This is a genomic window from Rhodopseudomonas palustris (genome assembly GCF_007005445.1).
In the GTDB taxonomy this organism is placed as follows: Bacteria; Pseudomonadota; Alphaproteobacteria; order Rhizobiales; family Xanthobacteraceae; genus Rhodopseudomonas; species Rhodopseudomonas palustris_G.
Map to the genome: position 1 here is coordinate 395460 of NZ_CP041387.1, position 26209 is coordinate 421668.

Genomic DNA, 26209 nt, shown 5'->3' on the forward strand with positions numbered 1-26209 from the left:
TCAACCAAGGGAGACGACCATGACACCGCGCCTCAACCCCGCCGCTGCTGCGCCCGACGCCTACAAGGCGATGGTCGCGCTGGAGAGCTACATCCAGGGCAGCGGCCTCGAGCCGAGCCTGATCGAACTGGTCAAGATGCGCGCCTCGCAGATCAACGGCTGCGCGTTCTGCCTCGACATGCACAGCAAGGACGCCCGCGCCCATGGCGAGACCGAGCAGCGGTTGTATCTGCTCGACGCCTGGCGGGAATCGCCGCTCTACACCGATCGGGAGCGCGCCGCGCTGGGCTGGACCGAAGCGCTGACGCTGATCGCGCAGACACGGGCTCCGGACGAGGACTACGCGGCTTTGAAGTCGCATTTCAGCGATGCCGAGCAGGTCAAGCTGACGATCCTGATCGGCACCATCAACACCTGGAACAGGATCGCGGTCGGCTTCAGGTTGTTGCATCCGGTCGCAGCCGTGGCGCATGCCAAAGCCTCCTGACGTCGTCGGTTCCCACGATGCCGCAGCGAACTTCGCGCCGCTGCGGCCGCGCCTGCTGCGCGTCGCCTATCGGATGCTCGGCTCGCTCAGCGAGGCCGAAGACGTGGTGCAGGACGCGTACTTGCGCTGGCACCGCACGGATCGCGGCGAGGTTCGCGATCCGGCGGGGTTTCTCACCCGCGTCGTCACCAGGCTCTGTCTCGACGTTCTGAAGTCGGCGCGGAACCGGCGTGAGTCCTATGTCGGGCCGTGGCTGCCGGAGCCGATCTTGACACCCGAATTCGAACCGGACGGCGATGACATCACGCTGACCCTGATGCTGGCGCTGGAGCGGCTGTCGCCGCTGGAGCGCGCCGCGTTTCTGCTGCACGACGTGTTCGGTGTCGGCTTCGACGAGATCGCCGCGACGCTCGACCGTGATGCCGCCGCATGCCGGCAACTCGCGGCGCGTGCGCGGGCGCATGTCCGCTCGGAGCGGCCGCGGTTTCCCGTCTCGGCCGAGCAGGGGCGGGCGATCGCCGCCGCGTTCTTCCAGGCTTCGCGCAGCGGCGATCTGGCCGCGCTGACGTCGCTGCTGGCGGGCGAAGCGGTGTTCGTCAGCGACGGCGGCGGCAAGCGGCCGGCCGCCATCAATCCCGTGCGCGGCGCCGATCGGGTGGCGCGACTGCTGGCCGGGATCGCCCGCAAGGTGGGGGCCGGGGCGAGCGCGCTGCTCGCCGTGCAATCGATCGACGGCCTGCCGGGCTTCGTATCGTGCGAACCGGATGGCCTGCTCCAGACCACGGCGCTTGAAATCGTCGGGGGACGGATCGTCGCGATCTACGTGGTTCGGAACCCCGACAAGCTCCGCCGTCTGGTCGGGGGCGCGGCCGCCGCCGGTCCGCACCGATCCGCCGGCCGGCCGTGACCGGCGGCGAGCGGCCGATCATTGGTATTTTCGCTGTCGTAGTAACCCCTTATTAACCCTGATGAGGGTTTGGTGAGGAACGTCAAAATGCGGCTTCAGCCCTTGTTTTGACACGTTGACGGGTGAATGAGGGGCCGGCCTCGGACGGGCCATCCCCTGCGACAACTGAAGGCTCCACGGTGGCGCTTGGGCCAGATCGCGGCGCGTGGCCGCGGGGAGCCGGAGCCTTTGGCGGACTCGGGCCGATGCCGAAACGTGTGAGAGGATTGCGACGATGAACCCGGCCGACGTGACACAGCTTGCTCCGGCGGTCTCCACGGACGTGTCGCTGCTGTCGTTGTTCTGGCACGCGCATTGGGTCGTCAAGTCGATCATGCTCGGCCTGCTCGGCTGTTCGGTCTGGGTCTGGGCGATCGCGATAGACAAGCTGCTGCTGTTCTCGCGCACCCGCCGCGCGATGGATCGCTTCGAGCAGGCGTTCTGGTCCGGCGAGTCGATCGACGAATTGTACCGGGCGCTGTCGGCCAAGCCGACGCATTCGATGGCGGCCTGTTTCGTCGCCGCGATGCGCGAGTGGAAGCGCTCATTCGAAAGTCATTCGCGTTCGTTCGCCGGCCTGCAGATGCGGATCGAGAAGGTGATGAACGTCTCGATCGCCCGCGAGGTCGAACGGCTGGAGCGCCGCCTCCTGGTGCTGGCGACCGTCGGTTCGGCCGGCCCGTTCGTCGGCCTGTTCGGCACCGTCTGGGGCATCATGTCGAGCTTCCAGTCGATCGCCGCATCGAAGAACACCTCGCTGGCGGTGGTCGCGCCCGGTATCGCCGAGGCGCTGTTCGCAACCGCGATCGGCCTGATCGCCGCAATTCCGGCGACAATTTTCTACAATAAGTTCACGTCGGAGGTGAACCGGCAGACGCAGCGGCTGGAAGGTTTCGCCGACGAGTTCTCGGCGATCCTGTCGCGGCAGATCGACGAACGCACGTGAACGGAGGCCAGGTGAGCACAGCGGGCATTCGATCATGGGAATGAACGTGGCCACCGGCGGCGGAGGCGGCCGGCGCCGTGGCGCCCGGCGCCCGGTGATGGCGGAGATCAACGTCACCCCGATGGTCGACGTGATGCTCGTGCTGCTGATCATCTTCATGGTCGCGGCGCCGCTGCTCACGACTTCGATCGACATCGATTTGCCGGTCGCCCGCGGCGGCAATCAGATTCAGTCGAACTCGCCGCCGCTGACGCTGTCGGTGAAGCGTACCGGCGGCACCTGCAATTCGCAGGTCGAGTTGTATCTGGGTGATAGTCCGATCGCAGCGTCCGAGCTGGAGGCCAAGATGAAGGCGATCCGCGAGACCCGCTCGGAGACCGACAACACCGTGTATCTTCGGGGCGACAAGGACGTCTGCTATACCGACATGATGAAGCTGCTCGGCAATATTCGGACCGCCGGCTTCAAGGCGAACATCGTCATCGTTCCCGAACAGGGGAGTTGAGCCGGTACGGCGCGGGCGCTGGCCGCGAAGGTGGAGCGGGAATCCTGAAGGTGAAGATCGACAAGACATGGGCAGCCTCGGTGGCGTTGCACGCTCTCGTGCTCGGCTGGGCCATGCTGTCGTTCAGCTCCAAGGCATTCGAGCTGGAGCCGCAGGATTCGGTCGCGGTCGATACCATCTCCGAAGATCAGCTCGCCAAGGTGATGGCCGGGATGCGGACCGGCAAGAAGGAAAATCCCAAGCCCCTGGTCGAGAAGGTCGCCGAGGCCAAGCCGGTCGACGACACCGTCGGCAAGATCAGCGAGAAGGCTCCGGTGGTCACCGATACTTCGCCGCCGCCCCAGCCCAAGCCGAAGCCCGAAGAAAAGCCGGTCGAGAAGAAGCCCGATCCGCCGAAGCCGGTGGTGAAGGAAGAGCCGAAGAAGGAAGAGCCGAAGAAGGCGGAGAAGAAGCCGGAGCCGGCGAAGGAAGAGGCCAAGGAAGCGGAAAAGAAGCCGGATTCGAAGGTCGATCCGATCGCCGAGGCGCTGAAGAAAGAAGAAAAGAAGAAGCCGCCGCCGAAGCCCACCGAAGCCGCCGCCAAGCCGCCGGAGCAGACCAAGCCGAAGCCTGAACGGGTGTTCGACCAGTCCAAGATCGCGGCGCTGCTCGACAAGCGCGACCCGACCCGCAACGCGGTGACCGGCGATGCGCTGAATTCGAACGCGGCGCTCGGGCTGTCGAAGGGCAAGTCCGCCGACAATTCGGCAACCTGGGGCGCGATGTTCCAGTCGCAGGTCGAGCGCTGCTGGAAGAAGCCCTACGGCGGCATCGAGGCGCAGCGCGCCGAGGCGGCCTTCGTGATCCGGCTGAAGCGCGACGGCTCGCTCGAGGCCATGCCGCAGCCGGAAGGTCATCCGGCGACGCCCTACTTGCGCGTCTATCAGGAAAGCGCGCTGCGGGCGATCATCGAATGCCAGCCCTACAACCTGCCGGCGCAGTTCTTCGACGAGTGGAAGTTCTTCGCGCCCGTGTTCACCGACCGGCGTCCCTGATGCGAAGCCGGAGTCGCCATTTCACGCGCCACGCGGCGCAGATCACCTGACAGACCGATGGATTGCCCGCCCATGCCGTTTCATCTCAATCGCCGCCAGTTGATGATTTCCGCCGCGACGGCCGCCGGCGCACTCGCGCTCGGCCCCGCCGGCGACGCGTTCGGTCAGGCCCGCGTGCAGATCACCGAAGGCAATGTCGCGCCGCTGCCGATCGCGATTCCGAATTTCGTCGCCGGCACCCCGTCGGACGGCGAAGTCGGCGTCGGCGTCTCGCAGGTGATCACCAACAACCTGAAGCGCTCGGGGCTGTTCGCGCCGATCGACCAGGCCGCGTATCTCGAAAAGATCACCAACATCGACGTGCCGCCGCAGTTCAAGAGCTGGGCCAGCATCAACGCCCAGGCGCTGGTGACGGGTCGGATGACGCGTCAGGGCGACGGCCGGCTCAAGGCCGAATTCCGGCTGTGGGACGTCGCCACCGGTCAGCAGCTCGCCGGCCAGCAGTATTTCACCTCCCCGGAATACTGGCGGCGGATCGCTCACATCATCTCCGATCAGATCTACGAGCGTCTCACCGGCGAGAAGGGCTATTTCGACAGCCGCGTGGTGTTCATCGACGAAAGCGGCCCGGCCGAGCGCCGCGTCAAGCGGCTGGCGCTGATGGATCAGGACGGCGCCAATGTGCGCTATCTGACCCGGGGCAGCGATCTGGTGCTGACGCCGCGGTTTTCGCCGACCACCCAAGAGATCACCTACATGGAATTCGGCCAGGGTGAGCCGCGGGTGTATCTGTTCAACGTCGAGACCGGACAGCGCGAAATCGTCGGCAATTTCCCCGGCATGTCGTTCGCCCCGCGATTCTCGCCGGACGGCCAGAAGATCATCATGAGCCTGCAGCAGGGCGGCAACTCGAACCTGTTCGTGATGGATCTGCGTTCCAAGGCGACGACGCGGCTCACCGACACCCCGGCGATCGACACCTCGCCGTCCTACGCGCCGGACGGCAGCCGGATCTGCTTCGAGTCGGACCGCGGCGGCCGGCCGCAGATCTACATCATGCCGGCGGGCGGCGGGCAGGCGCAGCGGATTTCGTTCGGCGACGGCAGCTACTCGACCCCGGTGTGGTCGCCGCGCGGCGACTACATCGCTTTCACCAAGCAGGGCGGCGGCCAGTTCGCGATCGGGATCATGAAGCCGGACGGTTCCGGCGAACGCATCCTCACCTCCGGGTTCCACAACGAGGGGCCGACCTTTGCGCCCAACGGCCGGGTGCTGATGTTCTTCCGCGATCCGGGCGGCAAGGCCGGCCCGTCGCTGTTCACGGTCGACGTCTCCGGCCGCAACGAACTGCGCGTTCCGACCCCGGGCTACGCCTCCGATCCCGCCTGGTCCCCGCTGTTGTCCTGATCGCAACTATCGATCGTCGTTCTCGGGTTCGCCGCAGCGGCTTCCTCGCCGCCTCGCCGGCGAGTTCCATGAATCTCCGTGCACCGTGTCCTGAGACGCGGCAATGATCTGCTAAGTATGTTCGCTCAGAAAGACTTCATCTGCCCGAGTTACAACGTGTCGAAAGGATACGCTCGCGCTTGATGCAGCTTGCCAGCCAGAAGCGGGATTTGGAGCAGACGTCCCCTGCCATCCGTGCGGGGCTGGTCGATTCGCTGTTCATGAATCCCGCGCCGATGATCGTCGGCGCATTCGGGCCGGCGATCGCCGGCTCGGTGATCGGGTTCGTCACCGGCAGCATCCTGAACTGGCTGTGCGTCCCGCTGTTCGTGCTGATCGGGTCTGCACGCGCCTGGCAGATGCACAGCTACCAGCAGCGCAACGCTCCTCTCACGGCCGAGGAAGCCGATGTCTGGGAGCGGCGCTATCGGCTCGGCGCCGTCGCGCACGGTATCTCGCTCGGCATCTGGTCCCTGGTGGTGTTGCTCGGCACCAGCGATCCGGCTGCCCATATGCTCTGCGTCGCCACCGTCGTGGCGTACACGTCGGCCGGGGTCGGGCGCACCTTCGGCCGGCCCCAGATCTTCCATCTGCAGGTGCTGCTGAGCTGCGGGCCGCTGATCTACGCGATGCTCCAGGTCGGCGGCGTCTACTACATCGCGCTCGCCTTGCTGAGCGCGGTGTTCTTCATTTCGATCCGTCATCTGACGTCGAGCCTGCAGCGGATCTATCTCGACGCCTGGATCGGCCGGGAGCGCGAGGCCGCGCTCGCCAACCAGTTCGACACCGCGCTCAACAACATGCCGCACGGTCTGTGCATGTTCCGCCCCGACGGACGTCTGGCGGTGATGAACCGTCGCTTCGCCGAAATGATGCGGCTCCGCGACGATCTGGTCAAAGGCTCGCCGACCGCGATCGAGATCGTGTCCGCCTGCGTGGCGATCGGCGCGATCTCGGCGGCGAACGGCCGATTGATCCTGTCTGAGATCGAGAACTCGCTCGCGGGCGAGATCGTGACGGTCGGCGACGAGTCGGTTCCGCGGTCGCTGTGCTGGACGTTCCAGCCGATGGTCGGCGGCGGTGCCGTGGTGCTGATCGAAGACATCACCGAACGCCGCAATGTCGAGGCCCGGATCGTCCATCTGGCGCGCTACGACGAACTGACGGCGCTGCCGAACCGTGTCAGCTTCCGCGACGAGATCGAGCGGATTCTCGAGGCCGAACACGGTCGCGGCAAGACCCGGCTGTCGGCGCTGCTGTTCATCGACCTCGATCAGTTCAAGCAGATCAACGATACGCTCGGCCATCCGTGCGGCGACCGGCTGCTGTGCTCGGTCGCCGAGCGGCTGCGCGACATGCTGCGGCCGGAAGATCTGGTGGCGCGGTTCGGCGGCGACGAATTCGTGGTGTTCCAGCAGAACATCGCCTCGAACGAGGACGCCGCAGCGCTGGCGCGCCGGATCGTCGACCGGCTCAGCGACCGCTATCTGATTGATCATCACGTCGTCGAAATCGGGGCCTCGGTCGGCATCGCGATGACCTCGCCCGGTACGAAGGCCGATATTCTGCTCAAGAACGCCGACATGGCGCTGTATCGCGCCAAGGCGGACGGACGGGGCACCTATTGTTTCTTCCGCGAGGAAATGGCGCAGACCGTCGAGGCGCGCCGTATCCTCGAGCTCGACCTGCGCAAGGCGCTCGCCAACGAAGAATTCGAGCTGTACTACCAGCCGCTGGTCAACCTGAAGACCGGCAAGATCACCACCTGCGAGGCACTGCTGCGCTGGAACCATCCGGTGCGCGGCACGGTGTCTCCGATCGACATCATCCCGGTCGCCGAGGAAATGGGGCTGATCGTCGATCTCGGCCGCTGGATTCTGCGCAAGGCGTGCATGGAGTGCATGCTGTGGCCGGAGCCGGTGAGCGTCGCGATCAATTTCTCGCCGCAGCAATTCCACCAGCGCGACGTGCTCACCGAGGTGCGCTACGCGCTCGAAGTGTCCGGGCTGCCGGCGAGGCGGCTGGAGATCGAGATCACCGAATCCTCGCTGCTGCGCAATACGCAATGGACCCACGACGCGCTGCAGCAGCTCCACGCCGAAGGGGTGCGGATCTCGCTCGACGACTTCGGCACCGGCTATTCGTCGCTCAGCTATCTGCACAGCTTCCCGCTGCAGAAGGTCAAGATCGATCGCTCCTTCCTTGAGGGCATCGACAGCGATCGGCCGCTGACGCTGCTGCGCGGCGTCGCCCGGCTCAGCACCGATCTCGGCATGTCCGTGGTGGTGGAGGGCATCGAGACCAATGAGCAGCTCGAATTGATCAGCGCTGACGGCACCGTCACCGAGGCTCAGGGCTATCTGTTCAGTCGCCCGGTGCCGGCCCAGCGCATCCGACAATTGCTGAACGCGTCCCAAGGCGCGCGCCAGAAGGACGGCAAGGTGCTGTCGTTGCCGACCCGCTCGATCGCCTGATCTCTCACATCGCGATTGCTTGAAATCACTCATGTCTCCGGGGCGGAGACGGATACAAATCATTAACCTTAGATTATAACGATTAACCCTAATGTTTCTAATGCTTTGCTGTGCCGTTAAGGTTTCGTTAAGGTTCATCGTTAGGGATTTCGATCGCAGGTCTCGAACTGTCGTGCACAGCGTGGGGTACGAACGATGGTAGCCGTGAGACAAGGACAGCAGCAGGGCAGCGTCGCCGCCCGTCGATTAGCGCTGCTCGACAAGGTCGAATACCGATTGGCCGAAACCGATGCCGAACGCGAGGCGATCTATCGCCTGCGGTATCGCGCCTATCTCAAGGAAGGGGCGATCGATTCCAACAGCACCGGGATCGTGACCGACCGGTACGACGATCTGCCGAATTCCTGGATCTTCGGGGTCTTTTACGAGGGCGCGCTCAGCAGCTCCCTGCGGATTACGGTGGGATCGCCCGACTACCCGGCGTGCCCTTCGATGGATGTGTTTCCGGATTTCCTCGAGCCGTGGCTGGCCGACGGCAAGGTGATCGTCGATCCGACGCGCTTCGTCGCCGATCCTGTCAATGCCAATCGGCTGCCGGAGCTTCCGTATCTGACGCTGCGCCTGGCTTACGTGTCCTGCGAGCATTTCAAGGCCGACATCGGCCTCGCTTCGGTACGAACCGAACACCAGGCGTTCTATCGCCGGGTGATGATGCGGCTGATCTGCGCCTCGCGGCCCTATCCGGGATTGAAGAAGCCGATCAGTCTGATGGAGATCGACTTTCCCGCCATGCACGAGAAGCTGTTCGCCCGCTATCCGTTCTTGCGTTCGACCGCATCGGAACGCCACAGCCTGTTCGCGCGAAGCAGGCACGTTCCAACTCTGGCGTTTGCCGAGGTTCCGGGCGTCGCTCCGGTCGTCGTCGCGGACCGCTACCATCTCTGACGGCGCTGCGCGGTCGAAGAGGGCGCAGAGATCGGCGAGACGAGCCGGATGTCTGCGCCTGCAGCAGCGAAGAACCTTGCAGCGCGCCTGGTCCCCGCGCCCGATGGTCGTGATGGCGAAGCTTCACTCTGGCGCCACATTTGCACCTCATTAACCATCGCGGCGGCTTTCGACCGACCGGGGGCATTTGATCGGGTCTGGCAACACCTCGTCAAGGTTGACGGAACGTTCGCTTAACCATCGCCCTGTAGACCGAAACCACAGTCGGAATATCGCGAGCGTGGAGGCTCCGGAATGACCAATCACAAGCGAATCCTCCAGGGATTGAAGGTGGCCGCGGTGCTCGCGGTGGCCCTGTCGATGGGGGCTTGCGCGAACAAGAATGGACTCGGCGGTGCCGACGGTGCGATGGCGGGTGCGGCCACCCCCGGCAGCCAGCAGGATTTCGTCGTCAACGTCGGCGACCGCGTGTTCTTCGAGAGCGATCAGTCGGATCTGTCGCCGCAGGCAGCGGCGACGCTCGACAAGCAGGTGCAGTGGCTGCAGACTTACGCTCGCTACACCTTCACCATCGAAGGCCACGCCGACGAGCGCGGCACCCGCGAGTACAACATCGCGCTCGGTGCCCGGCGCGCGCAGTCGGTACGCAACTATCTGGTGTCGCGCGGTATCGACGCCTCGCGGATGCGTACGATCTCCTACGGCAAGGAACGTCCGGTCGCGGTCTGTAACGACATCTCGTGCTGGTCGCAGAATCGCCGCGCGGTCACGGTGCTGAACGCCGGCGCCTGAGCGCTCGCTTCGATCGACGTTGCTAAACGGCGCCGCAGGGCGCCGTTTTTGTTTTGGGCTGAGATCTCTGCCGTCGCTTCAGTCACATTTTTGGCGTAGTACGGCGATCAATCCTGCGCCATTCGCTCGGCCGCGCCCTCGAACTCGTCGGACTGTCATGTCATCAGGTTTTGCCGTCTCCGCACGTTCCCTCGCTTTGCTGGCGGCGCTGGTCGTCGCCGTTCCGGCGGCGGCCCAGCAGTATGGTGGCGAGGTCGATCCGGAAATCCGGATCCAGCAGCTCGAGGACCGGCTGCGCGCGCTGACCGGCCAGAACGAAGAGCTGGAATACCGTAACCGCAGGCTCGAAGAGCAACTCCGGCAGTTGCAGGGCAGCGCCGGTGCGCCGGCGGCCCAACAGCCGGCTCCGGCTGCCGGGGCCAGTCCGGCGCCGTCGCCGCAACCGTCGCCGTCCTACGGCCAGCCGGCGCAGCCGGCCTATGGCCAGCAGCCTGGCTACGGTCAGCCGCAAGCTCCGATGGTGCAGCCGCAGCCGACCGCTCCGCAGGGCGGGGGGCGGCGCGGCGATGCGTTCAATCCGGCGCAGAACCCGAATGCGCCGGGCGTGCCGCGTCCGCTCGGCGGTGGGCAGATGCCGATCGAGCAGGGCGGCGGGGTGCCGGCCGGCCGTGCTCCGGGCGCGCCGATCGATCTGTCGAACAGCGGCGGCGGCTACGTCCAGGGTGGCTCGCCGCAAGGCGGCGCGCCGGCCGCGCCGCAGGCACCTGCGGCCGGCGGTGCATTGACGACGCTGCCGCCGTCGCAGACTCCGCGTGACGAGTTCGATCTCGGTATCGGCTACATGCAGCGGCGCGACTACGCACTGGCCGAGGAGACGATGCGCAACTTCGCGCAGAAGTATCCCGACAATCCGCTGACGGCAGACGCGCAATACTGGCTCGGCGAGAGCTTCTTCCAGCGCCAGATGTATCGCGACGCCGCCGAGGCGTTTCTCGCGGTGACCAGCAAGCACGAGAAGGCTGGCAAGGCGCCGGACGCGTTGCTCCGGCTCGGGCAATCGTTGTCGGCTCTGAAGGAGAAGGAAGCGGCCTGCGCCGCGCTCGGCGAGATCGGCCGCAAATATCCGCAGGCTTCGTCTGGCGTGAAGAAGGCTGTCGACCGCGAGCAGAAGAAGCTGAAGTGCTGAACGCAAGCTGCCCCGGCGCCGCCGGGGCCTGACAACCGGCAGGCAGGCGGCCGATGTCCGGAACCGACGACGACGCAGTGTCCGCGACCGAGGCGCGCGGACTGTTCGGCGACTGGAAGGCGGCGCCGGCGATTGTGCTGGCGGTGTCGGGCGGCCCGGATTCGCTGGCGCTGATGTGGCTCGTGGCGCGCTGGCGCAAGGCGTTGAAGCGCGGGCCGTCGTTGTCGGTCGTCACCGTCGATCACGGATTGCGGGCGGAGGCCGCGCGCGAGGCACGTGCGGTCAAGCGGCTGGCAACCTCGCTCGATCTGCCGCACCGGACGCTGCGCTGGCGCGGCGACAAGCCGGCCTCGGGGATCCAGGCCGCCGCCCGCCAGGCGCGCTACCGGTTGCTGGCAGAGGCGGCCAGACGCGCCGGCGCCACCCACATCATGACGGCTCACACCCGCGACGATCAGGCCGAAACCGTGCTGATGCGACTGTCGCGCGGCAGCGGTATCGCCGGCCTCGCCGCGATGTCGCGGCAAACGGCGCGCGACGACATCGTGCTGGTGCGGCCGTTGCTAGATGTTCCCAAGGCCAGGCTGCTGGCGACGCTGGCCAAGGCCAGGATCGATTTTGCCACCGACCCCAGCAATGCCGATCCACGTTTCGCTCGGCCGCGGCTGCGCGAACTGATGCCGCTGCTCGCGGCCGAAGGCTGCGATGCGCGCTCACTCGCCCGGCTTGCATCGCGGGCCGCGCGAGCTGATGCGGCGCTCGAGCGGATGACCGATGGCGCCGAGCGCTATCTGGAGTTGCTGAATGCGGAACCGAGGCGTCGGGGGGTCGATGCCGCGGCCTTCACCGCATTGCCGGCGGAAATCAGGATTCGGTTGTTGATGAGGGTACTGTCCTCGCAGGGCTACGAGGGTCCGCCGCAACTCGGCAAGGTCGAAACGCTGGTGACCGCCCTGGAATCGGCCATGAGCGAGGCTGTGCCGCGCCTGAAGCAGACTCTCGCGGGCGCCGTGGTCACGCTGGGCGGTGAGCGCCTCGTGATCGCCCCCGCCCCGCCGCGTCGTGGCCGGACGTGCTGATCCGGCCGGCTGGCAGGTTCACAGGACCTCCCGCGACCGAGCGGCGCTGATCGCCACGATTTGAGCGGGAAATGGATTAGAATGCGCCAAATAGTCCTGTGCGGTTCTCTTGGCACGGAGCCGGGTCACACCTAGATTAGGCGGGCCGGCTCACGGGAACACCCCGCAGGGCCTTTTCGTTTCGGCGCCGCAGGGCCCACCCGGTCGCGATCCGCGCGACCCATAAGGAAGACCGATGAACGCCAATCTGCGCAATTTCGCCCTCTGGGTCATCATCGTGCTGCTGCTCTTGGCGCTGTTCACACTCTTCCAGAATCCGGGCCAGCGCACCGCGTCTCAGGAAATTCCGTTCTCGCAGCTTCTGACCGAGATCGATCAGAACCATGTGCGCGACGTGGTGATCCAGGGCCAGGAGATCCGCGGCACCTTCACCAACGGTTCGATCTTCCAGACCTACGCGCCGAACGATCCGTCGCTGGTCACTCGCCTGTACAACGGCAAGGTGTCGATCACGGCGAAGCCGCCGGGCGACAACGTGCCGTGGTTCGTGTCGCTGCTGGTCTCATGGCTGCCGTTCATCGCGCTGATCGGCGTCTGGATCTTCCTGTCGCGGCAGATGCAGGGCGGCGCCGGCAAGGCGATGGGCTTCGGCAAGTCGCGCGCCAAGATGCTGACCGAAGCGCACGGCCGCGTCACCTTCGAAGACGTCGCCGGTGTCGATGAAGCCAAGCAGGATCTGCAGGAGATCGTCGAGTTTCTGCGCGACCCGGGCAAGTTCCAGCGGCTCGGCGGCCGGATTCCGCGCGGCGTGCTGCTGGTCGGCCCGCCCGGCACCGGTAAGACCCTGATCGCGCGAGCGGTCGCGGGCGAGGCCAATGTGCCGTTCTTCACGATCTCGGGCTCGGACTTCGTCGAAATGTTCGTCGGCGTCGGCGCCTCTCGCGTGCGCGACATGTTCGAGCAGGCCAAGAAGAATGCGCCGTGCATCATCTTCATCGACGAAATCGACGCGGTCGGCCGTCATCGCGGCGCCGGTCTCGGCGGCGGCAACGACGAGCGCGAGCAGACTCTCAACCAGTTGCTGGTCGAGATGGACGGCTTCGAGGCCAATGAGGGCGTGATCCTTATTGCGGCCACCAACCGGCCAGACGTGCTCGATCCGGCGCTGCTGCGTCCCGGCCGCTTCGACCGTCAGGTGGTGGTGCCGAACCCGGACGTCGTCGGTCGCGAGCAGATCCTCAGAGTTCATGTCCGCAAGGTGCCGCTGGCGCCGGATATCAACCTGAAGACCATCGCGCGCGGCACCCCGGGCTTTTCGGGCGCCGACCTGATGAACCTCGTCAACGAAGCGGCGCTGATGGCGGCCCGGCGCAACAAGCGCATGGTCACGCAGTCCGAGTTCGAGGACGCCAAGGACAAGGTGATGATGGGCGCCGAGCGCAAGTCGCTGGTGATGACGGAGGAGGAGAAGCTCCTCACCGCGTATCACGAAGGCGGCCACGCCATCGTCGGCCTCAACGTTCCGGCCACCGACCCGATTCACAAGGCCACCATCATTCCGCGCGGCCGTGCGCTCGGCATGGTGATGCAGCTCCCGGAACGCGACAAGCTGTCGATGTCGCTCGAGCAGATGACCTCGCGCCTCGCCATCATGATGGGTGGTCGCGTCGCCGAGGAAATGGTGTTCGGCCGGCAGAAGGTGACCTCGGGCGCATCCTCCGATATCGAACAGGCCACCCGTCTGGCCCGGATGATGGTGACTCGCTGGGGCCTGTCGGAAGAGCTCGGCACGGTGTCCTACGGCGAGAACCAGGACGAGGTCTTCCTCGGCATGTCGGTGTCGCGCACGCAGAACGCCTCGGAGGCGACGGTCCAGAAGATCGACGCCGAGATCAAGCGGCTGGTGGAGGAAGGCTACAACGAGGCCACCCGCATTCTCACCGAGAAGCGGGCCGACCTCGAGGCGCTGGCCAAGGGCCTGCTGGAATACGAGACCCTGACCGGCGACGAGATCACCGACCTGATCAACGGCAAGAAGCCGAACCGCGAATCGGTGCTGGAGCCGTCGGGGCCGCGGACTTCCGCAGTGCCGCCCGCCGGCAAGCCACGGCCGCGGCCCGATCCGGGCCTGGAGCCGCAGCCCCAGGCGTGATCGGTCTGATTATCGCATGTGTTCTGAAAACGCGGTCCCTTGGGGCCGCGTTTTTGCTGAGCGGCATGATTGAGCAAAGACAATTCAGACCGTGATGAACTGTGCTGCTGTTCGGCGTCGAGCGCGTCCGGCTCTGATCGGGGCAGAGCCTGCCTCGGTTCGCTGCGCTGAGGCGCTTTCGCTCGCGAGCCGGGCTCGACTTCTCGCGACTGCCCTGGATCGGAGCACCGATGAATCGCCGGTCGGTTTTGATGGCTGGAGCTGCCGCGCTGGCGATGGCCGCCAGTGGTGCCGTCCTGTGGGCGCGGCAGGACATCGGCCGCTGGCGCGACGCTGCCGATGCGATAAGGCAGCCTTTGAACCCAGAGCTTACCGGTCGGGCGGCGATCGCCGAACTGGTGCGTTGCGCCACGCTCGCTGCCAACAGCCACAATACGCAGCCTTGGCGGTTCGTCGCCCGGGATGCCGACATCACCATCGCGCCGGACTTTTCCCGGCGTTGTCCGGTCGTTGATCCGGACGACCATCATCTGTTCGCAAGTCTCGGTGCGGCTGCCGAGAACATCGTGCAGGCGGCGCCGGTGTTCGGTCTGTCTGCGACGGTGAGAGCTGTGGGAGAGGACGGCCGGGTGAGGATCGATCTGGCGCCGGGCGCCGCCGAGACCTCGGAGTTGGCGGCCGCAATCGTCAAGCGGCAATGCTGCCGCGGCTTGTACGACTCCCGGCCGGTTCCGGCGGACGACCTGCAGAGGTTGGTCTCCGCCGGCCGCAGTGACGGCGTCGACATTCTGTTGCTGACCGAGCCTGCGGCGGTCGACGCCGTTGCGTCCCTGGTCATCGCCGGCAACACCGCCCAATTCGCCGATCCGAGTTTCCTCGCCGAACTGAAGCACTGGCTCCGCTTCGGATACGCCGATGCGGTGGCGACCGGCGACGGGCTGTTTGCAGGCGTGTCCGGCAATCCCGCCTTGCCCGCTCCGGTCGGGCGGTTGCTGTTCGAGCACGTCGTCTCGGCACACTCCGAGAACGCCAAGTGCCGGGCCCAGATCGCCAGTTCCGCGGGCCTTGCCGTGTTCGTTTCGGACCACGACGACCGCGGACATTGGCTCGCCGCCGGTCGGGCGTATCAGCGCTTCGCGCTGCGCGCGACCGCGCTCGGTATCAAGCACGCCTTCCTGAATCAGGCGGTCGAGGTGCCGCAGCAGCGGCACCGTCTTGCCGAAGTGCTCGGTCTCGGCGCGCGCCGTCCGGATCTCATCGTGCGCTTCGGCTACGGAGCCGACATGCCCCGGTCGCTGCGGCGCCCGATCGCCGATGTGCTGGTGTAGTTCGGTCGAACGCGGCGCTGTCGCATAGCCCCATGAGCTGTGATTGCTTGACCTGGCGCTGCGCAGCCATCACGCCATGGTCGGCAACGCGGACCAGACCATGACCACTCACATTCAGAAAGCTCCTGCCTATTGGTCGCGTGATGCGATCTGGCCCGGCATTGTCGCGATCGGTCCGATGCTGCCGGGGACGCTGGCGTTCGGCATGGCGTTCGGCGCGCTATGCGCGCAGAAGAACTTCACGCTGGCCGAGGTCGAAGTGATGATGGCCACCGTGTATGGCGGGCTGTCGCAGTTCGTCGCGGTGCAGGCTTGGCCGGAGGCGCTGACGCCGTCGTCGATCGCCGCGCTGGCGCTGCTCACTGCCACCGTCAATATCCGGTTCTTCCTGATGACGGCCTCGATGCGGCCGTGGCTCGGAACGCTGCCGGCATGGCAGGTGTATCCGCCGCTGCTGCTGGTCACCGACGGCGGCTGGCTCGCCGCAATGCGCTATCGCGAGCACGGCGGCGCCAATGCCTGGTTCTATGTCGGCGGGGCTGTGGTGCTGTATCTGGTGTGGCTGGTATCGGCGATTCCCGGCTTTCTGCTTGCCGAACAACTCGCCGATCCGAAGAAATTCGGCGTCGATATCGCGATGCCGGCGTTCTTTGCGGCGCTGCTTGTGCCGGCCTGGAAGGGACCGCGTCGCGCGATTCCCTGGGTGGTGTCCGGTATTGTGGCTCTGACGGTGCACTACCTCGTGCCGGGCTATTGGTTCATCATTGCCGGCGCGCTGTCCGGCGCGGCGGCTGCGGGACTGATGGACGATCCGTCACCGCGTGGCTCGCAGCCGGAGCGGGCGTCATGACCGAGATGCTGCGCGGCGATGTGATGCTCGCCTTCGCGGTGATGACCGCGGTCACCGTGGCGTCCCGACTCGGCGGCTATTTCCTGATGCGCTATGTCGATGTCACACCGCGGATTCAAAGAATGTTCGAGGCGCTGCCCGGCTCCATCATCGTCGCGGCGGCGCTGCCCGTCGCTGTCAATGGCGGCCCGATCGTGATGGTCGCGCTGGCGGCCGCAATTGCGGTGAGTGTGCTGCGTCGCAACGACTTCCTGGCGGTCGCTACTGGTATGTTAGTAGCGGCGCTGGCGCGTGCGGTAGGATTGCCCGGCTAGTTTGCAGGAATGCTATTCATTTCATTGCCGTAAGGGCTTGCCTTCGGTTCTGAATAGGTGTTCACTTTTTTCACTGATTTGGCGGGGGAGTGCGTCGGTTTTCCTCGTTACTCCAGCAACTTGCTGAGCGATTCGGGCCGTGAATCGGGCTGCGGATGCGCTCGTTTCCGGGACGGCAGCGTCATGGTTTACCGGCGGACCCATCAGGTCGTGAAGCGTTTGGCGGCGCGCCGCAGCGCAATTCTCGCTGCAGCGCGAGAAACAGCCGCCGACGGCGGAATGGCCGCCGTCCAGATTGCGCCGGTGGCTGCGCGCGCCAAGGTCGCGGCCGGAACCGTGTATCGTTACTTCCCGTCGAAGGCCGACCTGATCTCCGAACTTATCGCCGACGTCTCGCGCGACGAACTCGCTGCGATCCGCCGCGCGGCCGATGCGGCGCCGGGGCCGTCTTCTGCGCTCGCCGCCGCGGTGACGACCGTGGCGGTGCATGTGCTGTCGCACCGCAAGCTCGCCTGGGGGATTCTGGCCGAACCTGTCGATGTCGATGTCTCGGCATCGCGGCTGGCGAGCCGCCGGGAAATAGCAGGTGAGATCGAGTTGCGGATCGAAGCCGCGGTCCGCGCCGGTCATCTGCCGGCGCAGGACACGGCGCTGGCAGCGACCGCATTGCTCGGCGCAGTGCATGAATCGCTGGTCGGGCCGCTGGCGCCGGACAATCTCGACGATCCTGCGAAGCTGCGTGACGCAGTGCAAACCGTGACGCTGCTGGCGCTGCGCGCGGTCGGTGTGATGGATGCCCGCGCGCGCGGCCTTGTGGTACAGGCCGTGGTCCCGCCACGTAGTCTGGTCGGCGCCTGATCAGTTCCCGTTTGCCCTCGGCAAACGCTGTGGCTATGACAATTCACGTCTCCTGATCCGCCCCGTTCCCGCTCGCCGGAGACGCGACAAGCACGGCCGCAGCAGCCCGCGCAGGAGTTCCGCATGACCATTCTGATGCCGGAGCCGGACCAGTCGGTGCTGGCGCGCCGCGACGAGATCATTGCGGCCTTGCGCAGGATCGTGCCGGGCGAGGGCGTGATCTCCAGCGCTGCCGAAATGAAACCCTATGAGTCCGATGGCCTCATGGCGTATCGGCAGCCGCCGATGGTGGTGGTGCTGCCGAGCACGACCAAACAGGTGTCGGAGGTGCTGCGCTATTGCCACCAGAACGGCATCAAGGTGGTGCCGCGCGGCTCCGGCACCTCGCTGTCCGGCGGGGCGCTGCCGCTCGCCGACGGCGTGTTACTCGGCCTCGGCAAGTTCAAGCGGATTCGCGAGATCGACTTCGACAACCGCGCCGTGGTTGTCGAGCCCGGCGTCACCAATCTGGCGATCAGCCAGGCGGTCGATCACGCCGGGTTCTACTACGCGCCCGACCCGTCGTCGCAGATCGCCTGTTCGATCGGCGGCAACATCGCCGAGAATTCCGGCGGCGTGCACTGCCTGAAATACGGCATGACCACCAACAACGTGCTCGGCTGCGAGATCGTGCTGATGACCGGTGAGATCCTGCGGATCGGTGGCAAGGCAGCGGAATGCGCCGGCTACGATCTGATGGGCGTGATCACCGGCTCCGAAGGATTGCTCGGTGTCATCACCGAAGTCACCGTGCGCATCCTGCGCAAACCGGAAACGGCGCGGGCCCTGATGATCGGCTTCCAGAGCGTCGAGGCCGCCGGCCAGTGCGTCGCCGACGTGATCAGCGCCGGTATCATTCCGGGCGGCATGGAGATGATGGACAAGCCGGCGATCCACGCCGCGGAAGCCTTCGTCCATGCCGGCTACCCGCTCGACGTCGAAGCGCTGCTGATCATCGAGCTCGACGGACCGCAGGTCGAGGTCGACGAACTGATCGGCCGGGTCGAGGCGATCGCGCTGCAATGCGGATCGACCACCTGCCAGATCTCCACCAGCGAGCAGCAGCGGCTCTTGTTCTGGTCCGGCCGCAAGGCGGCGTTCCCGGCGGTGGGCCGGATCTCGCCGGACTATCTGTGCATGGACGGCACCATCCCGCGCGCCCAGTTGCCGCTGGTGCTGCGGCGGATGAACGAGATGTCGGAGAAATACGGCCTGCGCGTCGCCAACGTGTTCCACGCCGGCGACGGCAATCTGCATCCGCTGATCCTGTACGACGCCAACAAGCCGGGCGAGCAGGACGCCGCCGAAGCGTTCGGCGCCGACATCCTGCGGCTGTGCGTCGAGGTCGGCGGCGTGCTCACCGGCGAGCACGGCGTCGGGATCGAAAAGCGCGACCTGATGCCGGAGATGTTCTCCGACATCGATCTCAACCAGCAGCAGCGGCTGAAATGCGCGTTCGATTCCGAGGGCCTGCTGAATCCCGGCAAAGTGTTCCCGACGCTGCACCGCTGCGCCGAGCTCGGCCGCATGCACGTGCACAAGGGGCAGTTGCCGTTCCCCGATATTCCGCGGTTCTGATCTGGTCGTTGGTCGTAGATGTGGCTCTCGATCTCATACCGCGCCGTCATGGCGAGGAGCGAAGCGATCCAGCTCTTCGCCTCTCGCACTGGATTGCTTCGCTTCGCTCGCAGTGACGGAGCGAGACTTGTTGACCTCGACCTGAAGGACGAGATTCGCCCGTGGATACGCTGAAAGTACGCGACGCACAGGAGGTCGAGGACGCGGTGCGCGCCGCGATCGCCAATGAGCAGCCGATCGAGATCGTCGGCCATGGCGGCAAACGTACCATCGGGCAGCCGATGGCCACCAATGCGGTGCTAGAGCTGTCGGCGCTCAACGCCGTCGCGGCTTACGAGCCCAACGAACTGATCATCACCGTGCAGGCCGGCGCGCCGATGGCCGACGTGCTGTCGCTGATCGATTCCAAGAACCAGCATTTCGCCTTCGAGCCGATGGACACTGCGACGCTGCTCGGCACTGCACCGGGGGCAGGCACGGTGGCCGGTATGATCGGCGCAGGGCTTGCCGGGCCGCGGCGGATCAAGGCGGGCGGAGCCCGCGATCATCTGCTGGGGGCGCATGCGGTGTCGGGCTTCGGCGAGAGCTTCAAGGCCGGCGGCAAGGTGGTGAAGAACGTCACCGGCTACGACCTGTGCAAGCTGCTCGCCGGCTCCTGGGGCACGCTGGCGGTGATGACCGAGGTCACGCTGAAGGTGACGCCGCGGCCGGAAAGCGAGCGCACCCTGGTGCTGCGCGGGCTCGGCGACGTCGTGGCCAACAAGGCCATGACCACGGCGCTGGGCTCGCCCTACGACGTCACTGGCGCCGCGCATCTGCCCGGCTCGGCGCTCCGCACCACGGCCGGTGCATTGGCGGAGATTGCCCAGCCCGATCAGGCGCTGACGCTGCTGCGGCTTGAGGGTATCACCTCGTCGGCGAGTCACCGCGCCCAGTCGCTCCGTGCGGCGCTGAAGAGTTTCGGCGATGCCGAGCTGATCGAGGACGAGGCTTCCGCGGCGCTGTGGCGCGCGGTGCGCGATGTCGAACCGTTCGCGGCCTCCGGCCCGCGGGCGCTGTGGCCGGTGTGGCGGATCGTCTGCCCACCGGCAGCCGGCGGCGCGTTCGGCGAGCAACTCGCCCGCGAGAGCGGCGGCGAGGTGATGTACGACTGGGGCGGCGGCCTGATCTGGGCGGCGCTGCCGCCGGCGGCCGACGGCCACGCCAAGGCGCTGCGCCAGCGCGTCGAGAAGATCGCCGGTCATGCCACCCTGATCCGCGGCAGCGACGTGGTGCGGGCGGCGATCGACGTGTTCCATCCGCAGCCGGCGGGCCTCGCGGCGCTCGGCGACCGCGTCAAGCGCAGCTTCGATCCCACCAACATTCTCAATCGCGGCCGGATGTCGCGAGGATCTGCGACATGAAGACCGAATTCAGCCTGACCCAGCTCGCCGATCCCGACATCGCCGAGGCCGACAGGATCCTGCGCGCCTGCGTGCATTGCGGCTTCTGCACCGCGACCTGTCCGACCTATGTGCTGCTCGGCGACGAGCTCGACAGTCCGCGCGGCCGCATCTACCTGATCAAGGAGATGCTGCAGAGCGACCAGCCGCCGACCGCGGACGTCGTCAAACACATCGACCGCTGCCTGTCGTGCCTCGCCTGCATGACCACCTGTCCGTCGGGCGTCAACTACATGCATCTGGTCGATCAGGCCCGCGCGCGGATCGAGAAGCAGTACCGGCGGCCGTTCTGGGACCGGGTCGTGCGCGAGGCGCTGTCGTGGATGATGCCGCATCCGGGCATGTTCCGGCTCGGCATGTGGGCGGCCCGGATCGTGCGGCCGGTCGCGGCGCTGTTGCCCGGCTCGCACGACCTGACGCATCCGACCGTGCTGAGCCGGATCAAGGCGATGCTGGCGCTGGCGCCGAAGCATCTGCCGGAACCCGGCCCCGATTCCGGGACGACGTTTCCGGCGGTCGGGCCGAAGCGCGGCCGGGTGGCGCTGCTGCACGGCTGCGCCCAGCAGGTGCTGGCGCCGCGCATCAATCGCGCGGCGATCAATCTGCTCACCCGCCACGGCATCGAGGTGGTGCTTGCCGCCGACGAAGCGTGCTGCGGTGCCCTGATCCATCACCTCGGCCGGGATACCCGCACGCTCGACTATGCCCGCACCAACATCAAAGCATGGCTCGCCGAGATCGAGCGCGGCGGTCTCGACGCGATCCTGGTAACCACCTCGGGCTGCGGTACGGTGATCAAGGATTACGGCTACATGCTGCGAGAAGATCCGGAGTATGCGGCGGGGGCCGCAAAGGTTTCGGGCCTCGCCAAAGACATCAGCGAATATGTCGGTGGGCTCGAACTGTCATCGCCTCGTCCGCATGACGACGTCGTAGTGGCTTATCACTCCGCCTGTTCGTTGCAGCATGGCCAGAAAATCACGCAGCTCCCCAAAGAATTGCTTTCCAAGACTGGATTCGTGGTGAAAGATATTCCCGAGAGTCATTTGTGTTGTGGTTCGGCGGGCACGTACAACATTCTCCAGCCTGACATCGCGACCAGATTGCGCGACCGCAAGGTCGCCAACATCGCTTCCGTCAAGCCGGACATGATCGCCGCAGGCAATATCGGCTGCATGGTGCAGATTGCCAGCGGAACGGAAGTCCCTGTGGTGCACACGATTGAACTTCTCGATTGGGCGACGGGCGGGCCCCGTCCTGCTCCGCACTGATCGGAGCCTGGAACGCCGGTCGCTGAGCGCGGGATCGTCGACCGGAAGGCGATCCGCACAGCAGGAGGACGACGATGGCGAAAGGCAAGAAGTCCAAGACCAAGGACAAGGCCGACAAGAAGGCCGACAAGTCCAAGTCCAAGAAGAAGTCCAAACTGCTGCTGGCGAAGAACACCGGAAAGCCGGCCAAGAAGGCCAGCAAGGCGTCGGCTTCGAAGTCAAAGTCGAAGGTCGACCCGAAGTCCAAAGCCAAGACCAAGGCGAAGTCCAAGGCCACGTCGACGCCCAAGTCGAAGAAGCTCAAGTCGAAGCCGAGCGCGGGCAAATCGGCGAAGACTGCCGACAAGAAGCCGGTGAGCAAGGCGAAGAAGCCCGCCAAGGCCGCGGCGAACAAAGTCGCCAAGTCGCCTTCGGCCAAGAAGGGGGCTGCCAAAAAGGCCACTGCCAAGAAGGCCACTGCTAACAAAGGCACTGCCAAGACGGTCGCTAGGACGACGGTCGCCCAGAAAGCGGTATCCAACAAGGCCGTGACGCCCAAACCGGCCTCCTCCCGGGCGCCCACCAAGCCTTCGGCCAAGACGGCCAAGACCAAGCCCGCGCCGAGCGCTGCGGAGGTAGTCGCCGAGCCGATCGCGCCGCCGCCCCCGCCGAGGCCCCGTAAGCCCCGCGCCAAGAAGCCTCGCCCCGCCCCGGAACCAATTACCATGGAGCTCGAAACTCCATTCGAGCCGGAGGTCACTCAGGAGCCCGAGGCTGCGGGCGCGTCGGACGATACTGCTCCGGCCGAGCCGTTCGCGGCCGAGCAGCCCGCTGCCGCCGAGGACAACGAGCCGGTGGAGACGCCGGTGAAGAGCGCCTCGGTCGAAGCCTCGGATCAGCCCGTCGACAGGATCTCCGAGTCGTCGGTCGAGGAGGCCGCCGAAGAGGACGAGTTCGATCGCGCCCAACAGGCGGGTGTCAGGTCGGACCCGACCTGAGCCGAGCGGTTGCTTCGCGAACTGCATTCGATCTGCCGAAGGCCGCGGACATGACCGCGGCCTTCTGCTTTTCGCCAGGGACTCCTTGTGCCTTGAACGAGCCGCCGAGGCGTCCTGAACATGATGGGTATTTGAGTGTTCCATCGGACGAGACCGGCGAGTCCGCCGATTCGATCGCGTCCAGTTTAGTTGCGACCTCGACTTAGCCAAAAGTGTTGCCCGAAATGCCAACAATGATGGTTTCGGCCTAAGAGTCACTCGCAATCACGTGATCTAATTGCAACACTCCTCAACTACGAGTTGGCGAAGTGACTAAATTGCTCAAAAAGTCGGCAACTGCATGTGTTTTTTGCTTCACCGTTTCCGTGTCGCGCCGCACATTGCTGTCACATTTGGTTTTGGCAGGTCGATGTCGCGTCCTTGAACTTCGGTCCGGCTGACTTGAAAACGATGGGGATCAAAATGAAGAAGACAATCTTGTCGGTCGCGGCAGTGCTCGCAGTCGGCGCCGGCTCGGCCCAGGCGGCCGATCTGCCCGCCAAGGTCTACACCAAGGCTCCGCCGGTCGTGGCATTCAACCCGTGGGACGTGGCGTTCGGCACCTCGGTTTCCAGCGATTACGTGTTTCGTGGCATCACCCAGTCGAACCACCAGCCGTCGGTGAGCGGCTACATCGAGCCGCGCTACAACATCAATCCGGACCTGCAGATCTACGCCGGCGTGTCGGCTTCGAGCATCTCGTTCGCCAACCGCGCCGCTGCTGAGATCGACGGCTACGTCGGTATCCGCCCGACCTTCGGTCCGGCCGCGTTCGACTTCGGCTTCTGGTACTACGGCTATCCGGGCGGCCAGTGCATCGACACCGTTCAGGGCGGCGGCAACCTGTGCCCGCTCGGCTCAAGCGCGCTCGCCAACGGCAACGTGATGAAGAAGGACGTGTCGTTCTACGAGTTCTACGGCAAGTTCAACTACACCTTCAACGACATGTTCACCGCTGGCGCCAGCGTGAACTACTCGCCGGACTTCCTGCGCTTCGGCACCTCGGGCACCTACGCCGCGGTGAACGCGAAGATTACCATGCCGGGCACCTTCTTCGGCACCAGCGGCATCGGCTCCTACATCTCGGGTGAATACGGCCATCAGTGGCTCGGCACCACCGACGCGTTCTACGCGTTCACGGCTCTGCCGGACTACAACACCTGGAACGTCGGCGTGGGCTTCACCTACAAGGTGTTCACCCTCGATCTGCGCTACACCGACAGCGACCTGTCGAAGGCCGGCTGCCAGGCGATCACCTCCGACTTCACCTCGAACGGCGTGACCTCGGGCTGGTGCGGTGCTCGTTTCATCGCCAAGCTCTCGGCTGACGTGACGCTGGGCGCGCTGAAGTAAGATATCCCTTTCTGGGGGGCCTGAGGGCGGCGGAGCAATCCGCCGCCCTTTGTTTTGTTTGGTGTGTTTGCTCGTGTCTGCCGCTTCGAAGCGGTCGAGGCCTCCGGCCGGCGGCCTTGAGCCGCGGGCCCTCGTCGCAGGCGGCCGATCGCCGCTTAAGCCGCTTGCGTCGCGGTCAGCAGCCAAAAGCTGCAGCGCCGCGTCGACCGACCTTCCGTTCATCCGGCTTCCGGCGCGGGAACGCTGAGCCGATCCTGTAGGGCGAAGCCGTCGCCGGTGCGGGACAGCACGGCGTCGCGCTGGTGGAATGCCTCCAGCGTCGAACGATGGCCGATCGAGACGATCGTGGTGCCCGAAAGCTTGCGGTCGAGCAGTCTGTACAGAGCGGCTTCCGACGGCTCGTCGAGCGACGCGGTCGCTTCGTCGAGGAACAGGTATTGCGGTGCGTGCAGTAGCGCGCGGGCGATGCCGAGCCGCTGCTGCTCGCCGAGCGACAGCGTCCGATTCCAGTGGCCGTGCCGATCGAGCTGCTCCGCCAGTGCCGGCAGCCCGACCTCGCGCAACACCTCAGCAACCTTCTCATCGCTGAAGGAGTTGGCCTCGGCCGGATACACGATCGCGGCGCGGAGTTCGCCGACCGGAAAGTACGGCCGTTGCGGCAGCATCATCAGCGTCGCATCGGCCGGGATCGCGATCGAGCCCGAACCGAACGGCCAGATCCCGGCGATCGCACGGAACAGCGTCGACTTGCCGGCGCCGGACGGCCCGGCGATCAGGGTGCGCTCGTTGTCGTGGATCTTGAATCCGTCGGCGCTGATCAGCGGCGATCCGGACGGCAGCGTCAGGTTGAGATCGTCGAGCGCGATGCCGCCGGGCGTCGGCGCGACGACCCGGGCCACGCCGGGAGCGGCGCGGAACGCTGCTGAGCTCTCGACCGCTCGTTCGAATCCGTCGAGCCGTTGCACCACCGATTGCCACTCCGCCAGGGTGCGATAGGCGGTGATGAAGAACGAGAGCGAGTCCTGTACGCTGTTGAAGGCGGAGGCGGTCTGCATCATGCCGCCGAGCTGAACCTTTTGGGCGAAGAAAGCCGGCGCCACCAGAATGTAGGGGAAGATGATCGACGCCTGCGAGTAGCTGGCGGTGAACGCGGTGAGCCGTTTGGTGCGACTCATGATCCGCATGAAGTTCTCGGCAACGTAACCGAAACGTTCCGACAGCTTGCCACGCTCGGCCGGTTCGCCGCGTAGCAGGGCGATCTGTTCGGCGTTCTCACGGACACGCACCAGATTGAAGCGAAAATCAGCTTCGTAGCGCTGCTGGCGAAAGTTGAGATCGACCAGCGGCGACCCGATCCAATGGGTGAGGGCGGTGCCGATCACGGCGTAGATCAACGCGCCCCACACCAGGTAGCCGGGGATCGGGACATCCTGGCCGAACAGATGCAGCGGTGCCTCGTTCGACAGTCCCCACAGGATCACCACGAACGAAGCCAGCGTCACCACCGCGTTGAGCAGACCGATGCCCAGCGCCAGCGTGCGCTCGACGAATAGCTGGGTGTCCTCGGCGATCCGTTGATCGGGATTGTCGGCGGCATCTCCGGTGAGCTGCATCTGGTAGTGGTTGGCGTCGTGCAGCCATCCGCCCAGATAGCGCTCGGTCATCCATTTGCGCCAGCGGATCTGAAGCCACTGGTTGAGATAGAGTTGATAGACCTTCAGCGCGATCCAGATCGCCGCCAGAACGCAGAAATAGACGATCTGATAGGTGAAGACATCGTAGTTGCGCTCCTGCAGCGCGTTGTAGAAGTCGTTGTTCCAGCGGTTGAACAGCACCGCGAGCCCGACTGCGGCCAATTCGATCACCACCACGGCGGCGAGTAGTCCGCGGCCCATCCATCTGTCTTCGGCATTGAAATACGGCACTGCGATCCGCCAGGCGGTCGCCAAGGTGGTTCGGATAGTCGTCACTGGAAAAGGTCTCCGGGTGGGAGGCTCCGTCTTGGAGTGGAGCCCGTGAGGGAATTCGCAGGTTCATTCACCAGCCGTCGTGTCGCGCCCTCTTGTCGCACCCTAGCACGTCGCCGCCGCGTGCGGAGTGTGCCCGGTGGATTTCGCGTGTTTGTGAGCGGTCAGATGCGGCGCCGCCTTGGGAGAATGCGCCGGTTG

At 65.6% G+C, this 26209-nt stretch carries 22 protein-coding genes; 21 read left to right on the forward strand and 1 reads right to left on the reverse strand.

Annotated elements, in window-relative coordinates; all coding sequences use genetic code 11:
* The first annotated feature begins 19 nt into the window (after positions 1-19).
* From FLL57_RS01870 to FLL57_RS01970, 21 genes are all read left to right on the forward strand, one after another.
* Positions 20-487 (forward strand): carboxymuconolactone decarboxylase family protein, encoded by a 468-nt coding sequence (locus tag FLL57_RS01870; protein ID WP_047308990.1) that lies wholly within the window; start codon positions 20-22, stop codon positions 485-487.
* On the forward strand, positions 471-1394 hold the full coding sequence (locus FLL57_RS01875) for a sigma-70 family RNA polymerase sigma factor (RefSeq protein WP_047308991.1): 924 nt from the start codon (positions 471-473) through the stop codon (positions 1392-1394). The genes FLL57_RS01870 and FLL57_RS01875 overlap by 17 nt, the downstream gene beginning before the upstream one ends.
* Before the next feature lie 274 nt (positions 1395-1668).
* Positions 1669-2379 (forward strand): protein TolQ, encoded by a 711-nt coding sequence (gene tolQ, locus FLL57_RS01880; RefSeq protein WP_013501063.1) that lies wholly within the window; start codon positions 1669-1671, stop codon positions 2377-2379.
* Between the two features lie 34 nt (positions 2380-2413).
* Complete coding sequence (locus tag FLL57_RS01885; protein WP_013501064.1) at positions 2414-2884, forward strand: biopolymer transporter ExbD; 471 nt, start codon at positions 2414-2416, stop codon at positions 2882-2884.
* 50 nt (positions 2885-2934) lie between these two features.
* On the forward strand, positions 2935-3918 hold the full coding sequence (locus FLL57_RS01890) for a protein TolA (protein ID WP_142881976.1): 984 nt from the start codon (positions 2935-2937) through the stop codon (positions 3916-3918).
* Between the two features lie 57 nt (positions 3919-3975).
* Positions 3976-5325 (forward strand): Tol-Pal system beta propeller repeat protein TolB, encoded by a 1350-nt coding sequence (gene tolB / locus FLL57_RS01895; protein ID WP_041807101.1) that lies wholly within the window; start codon positions 3976-3978, stop codon positions 5323-5325.
* A gap of 182 nt (positions 5326-5507) precedes the next feature.
* A complete protein-coding gene (locus tag FLL57_RS01900) occupies positions 5508-7838 on the forward strand; it encodes a putative bifunctional diguanylate cyclase/phosphodiesterase (protein ID WP_013501067.1) in 2331 nt (776 codons plus the stop codon).
* A 195-nt stretch (positions 7839-8033) separates the two neighbouring features.
* Positions 8034-8783 carry an N-acyl amino acid synthase FeeM domain-containing protein gene (locus FLL57_RS01905; protein WP_142881977.1) on the forward strand — a complete coding sequence of 250 codons (750 nt, stop codon included), beginning with the start codon at positions 8034-8036 and terminating at the stop codon, positions 8781-8783.
* A gap of 294 nt (positions 8784-9077) precedes the next feature.
* Entirely contained in the window at positions 9078-9575 is a 498-nt protein-coding gene (pal, locus tag FLL57_RS01910) for a peptidoglycan-associated lipoprotein Pal (RefSeq protein ID WP_013501069.1), read from the forward strand.
* Positions 9576-9732: 157 nt separating this feature from the next.
* Positions 9733-10761 carry a tol-pal system protein YbgF gene (ybgF, locus tag FLL57_RS01915; RefSeq protein WP_142881978.1) on the forward strand — a complete coding sequence of 343 codons (1029 nt, stop codon included), beginning with the start codon at positions 9733-9735 and terminating at the stop codon, positions 10759-10761.
* A gap of 53 nt (positions 10762-10814) precedes the next feature.
* The gene (gene tilS / locus FLL57_RS01920; protein WP_013501071.1) at positions 10815-11840 is read left to right on the forward strand and encodes a tRNA lysidine(34) synthetase TilS; all 1026 of its coding nucleotides are present in this window, start codon (positions 10815-10817) and stop codon (positions 11838-11840) included.
* Positions 11841-12075: 235 nt separating this feature from the next.
* Positions 12076-13992 (forward strand): ATP-dependent zinc metalloprotease FtsH, encoded by a 1917-nt coding sequence (gene ftsH, locus FLL57_RS01925; RefSeq protein ID WP_142881979.1) that lies wholly within the window; start codon positions 12076-12078, stop codon positions 13990-13992.
* Positions 13993-14243: 251 nt separating this feature from the next.
* On the forward strand, positions 14244-15320 hold the full coding sequence (locus FLL57_RS01930) for an Acg family FMN-binding oxidoreductase (RefSeq protein ID WP_235677194.1): 1077 nt from the start codon (positions 14244-14246) through the stop codon (positions 15318-15320).
* A 100-nt stretch (positions 15321-15420) separates the two neighbouring features.
* Positions 15421-16170 (forward strand): AzlC family ABC transporter permease, encoded by a 750-nt coding sequence (locus FLL57_RS01935; protein ID WP_041807713.1) that lies wholly within the window; start codon positions 15421-15423, stop codon positions 16168-16170.
* Positions 16167-16484 (forward strand): AzlD family protein, encoded by a 318-nt coding sequence (locus FLL57_RS01940; RefSeq protein ID WP_142881981.1) that lies wholly within the window; start codon positions 16167-16169, stop codon positions 16482-16484. Before FLL57_RS01935 ends, FLL57_RS01940 begins: the two co-directional genes overlap by 4 nt.
* Before the next feature lie 183 nt (positions 16485-16667).
* Positions 16668-17342 (forward strand): TetR/AcrR family transcriptional regulator, encoded by a 675-nt coding sequence (locus FLL57_RS01945; protein ID WP_013501076.1) that lies wholly within the window; start codon positions 16668-16670, stop codon positions 17340-17342.
* Positions 17343-17465: 123 nt separating this feature from the next.
* Positions 17466-18959: an FAD-linked oxidase C-terminal domain-containing protein gene (locus FLL57_RS01950; protein WP_142881982.1), complete on the forward strand. Its 1494-nt coding sequence runs from the start codon at positions 17466-17468 to the stop codon at positions 18957-18959.
* A gap of 161 nt (positions 18960-19120) precedes the next feature.
* Complete coding sequence (locus tag FLL57_RS01955; RefSeq protein ID WP_142881983.1) at positions 19121-20362, forward strand: FAD-binding protein; 1242 nt, start codon at positions 19121-19123, stop codon at positions 20360-20362.
* Positions 20359-21672 (forward strand): glycolate oxidase subunit GlcF, encoded by a 1314-nt coding sequence (gene glcF / locus FLL57_RS01960; RefSeq protein WP_142881984.1) that lies wholly within the window; start codon positions 20359-20361, stop codon positions 21670-21672. Before FLL57_RS01955 ends, glcF begins: the two co-directional genes overlap by 4 nt.
* A gap of 74 nt (positions 21673-21746) precedes the next feature.
* On the forward strand, positions 21747-22649 hold the full coding sequence (locus FLL57_RS01965; protein WP_142881985.1) for a hypothetical protein: 903 nt from the start codon (positions 21747-21749) through the stop codon (positions 22647-22649).
* 462 nt (positions 22650-23111) lie between these two features.
* Positions 23112-24041 carry a TorF family putative porin gene (locus FLL57_RS01970; protein ID WP_013501081.1) on the forward strand — a complete coding sequence of 310 codons (930 nt, stop codon included), beginning with the start codon at positions 23112-23114 and terminating at the stop codon, positions 24039-24041.
* Positions 24042-24259: 218 nt separating this feature from the next.
* Here the strand turns inward: FLL57_RS01970 and FLL57_RS01975 are convergent, their stop codons facing one another.
* Complete coding sequence (locus FLL57_RS01975) at positions 24260-26011, reverse strand: ABC transporter ATP-binding protein/permease (protein WP_142881986.1); 1752 nt, start codon at positions 26009-26011, stop codon at positions 24260-24262.
* Positions 26012-26209 lie beyond the last annotated feature (198 nt).

Bases quoted from the DNA above. Each gene is read 5' to 3' on its own strand.
- FLL57_RS01870 (WP_047308990.1), top strand. From the start codon at position 20: ATGACACCGCGCCTCAACCCCGCCGCTGCTGCGCCCGACGCCTACAAG.
- FLL57_RS01875 (WP_047308991.1), top strand. From the start codon at position 471: ATGCCAAAGCCTCCTGACGTCGTCGGTTCCCACGATGCCGCAGCGAAC.
- tolQ (WP_013501063.1), top strand. From the start codon at position 1,669: ATGAACCCGGCCGACGTGACACAGCTTGCTCCGGCGGTCTCCACGGAC.
- FLL57_RS01885 (WP_013501064.1), top strand. From the start codon at position 2,414: ATGGGAATGAACGTGGCCACCGGCGGCGGAGGCGGCCGGCGCCGTGGC.
- tolB (WP_041807101.1), top strand. From the start codon at position 3,976: ATGGATTGCCCGCCCATGCCGTTTCATCTCAATCGCCGCCAGTTGATG.
- FLL57_RS01900 (WP_013501067.1), top strand. From the start codon at position 5,508: ATGCAGCTTGCCAGCCAGAAGCGGGATTTGGAGCAGACGTCCCCTGCC.
- FLL57_RS01905 (WP_142881977.1), top strand. From the start codon at position 8,034: ATGGTAGCCGTGAGACAAGGACAGCAGCAGGGCAGCGTCGCCGCCCGT.
- pal (WP_013501069.1), top strand. From the start codon at position 9,078: ATGACCAATCACAAGCGAATCCTCCAGGGATTGAAGGTGGCCGCGGTG.
- ybgF (WP_142881978.1), top strand. From the start codon at position 9,733: ATGTCATCAGGTTTTGCCGTCTCCGCACGTTCCCTCGCTTTGCTGGCG.
- tilS (WP_013501071.1), top strand. From the start codon at position 10,815: ATGTCCGGAACCGACGACGACGCAGTGTCCGCGACCGAGGCGCGCGGA.
- ftsH (WP_142881979.1), top strand. From the start codon at position 12,076: ATGAACGCCAATCTGCGCAATTTCGCCCTCTGGGTCATCATCGTGCTG.
- FLL57_RS01930 (WP_235677194.1), top strand. From the start codon at position 14,244: ATGGCTGGAGCTGCCGCGCTGGCGATGGCCGCCAGTGGTGCCGTCCTG.
- FLL57_RS01935 (WP_041807713.1), top strand. From the start codon at position 15,421: ATGACCACTCACATTCAGAAAGCTCCTGCCTATTGGTCGCGTGATGCG.
- FLL57_RS01940 (WP_142881981.1), top strand. From the start codon at position 16,167: ATGACCGAGATGCTGCGCGGCGATGTGATGCTCGCCTTCGCGGTGATG.
- FLL57_RS01945 (WP_013501076.1), top strand. From the start codon at position 16,668: ATGGTTTACCGGCGGACCCATCAGGTCGTGAAGCGTTTGGCGGCGCGC.
- FLL57_RS01950 (WP_142881982.1), top strand. From the start codon at position 17,466: ATGACCATTCTGATGCCGGAGCCGGACCAGTCGGTGCTGGCGCGCCGC.
- glcF (WP_142881984.1), top strand. From the start codon at position 20,359: ATGAAGACCGAATTCAGCCTGACCCAGCTCGCCGATCCCGACATCGCC.
- FLL57_RS01965 (WP_142881985.1), top strand. From the start codon at position 21,747: ATGGCGAAAGGCAAGAAGTCCAAGACCAAGGACAAGGCCGACAAGAAG.
- FLL57_RS01970 (WP_013501081.1), top strand. From the start codon at position 23,112: ATGAAGAAGACAATCTTGTCGGTCGCGGCAGTGCTCGCAGTCGGCGCC.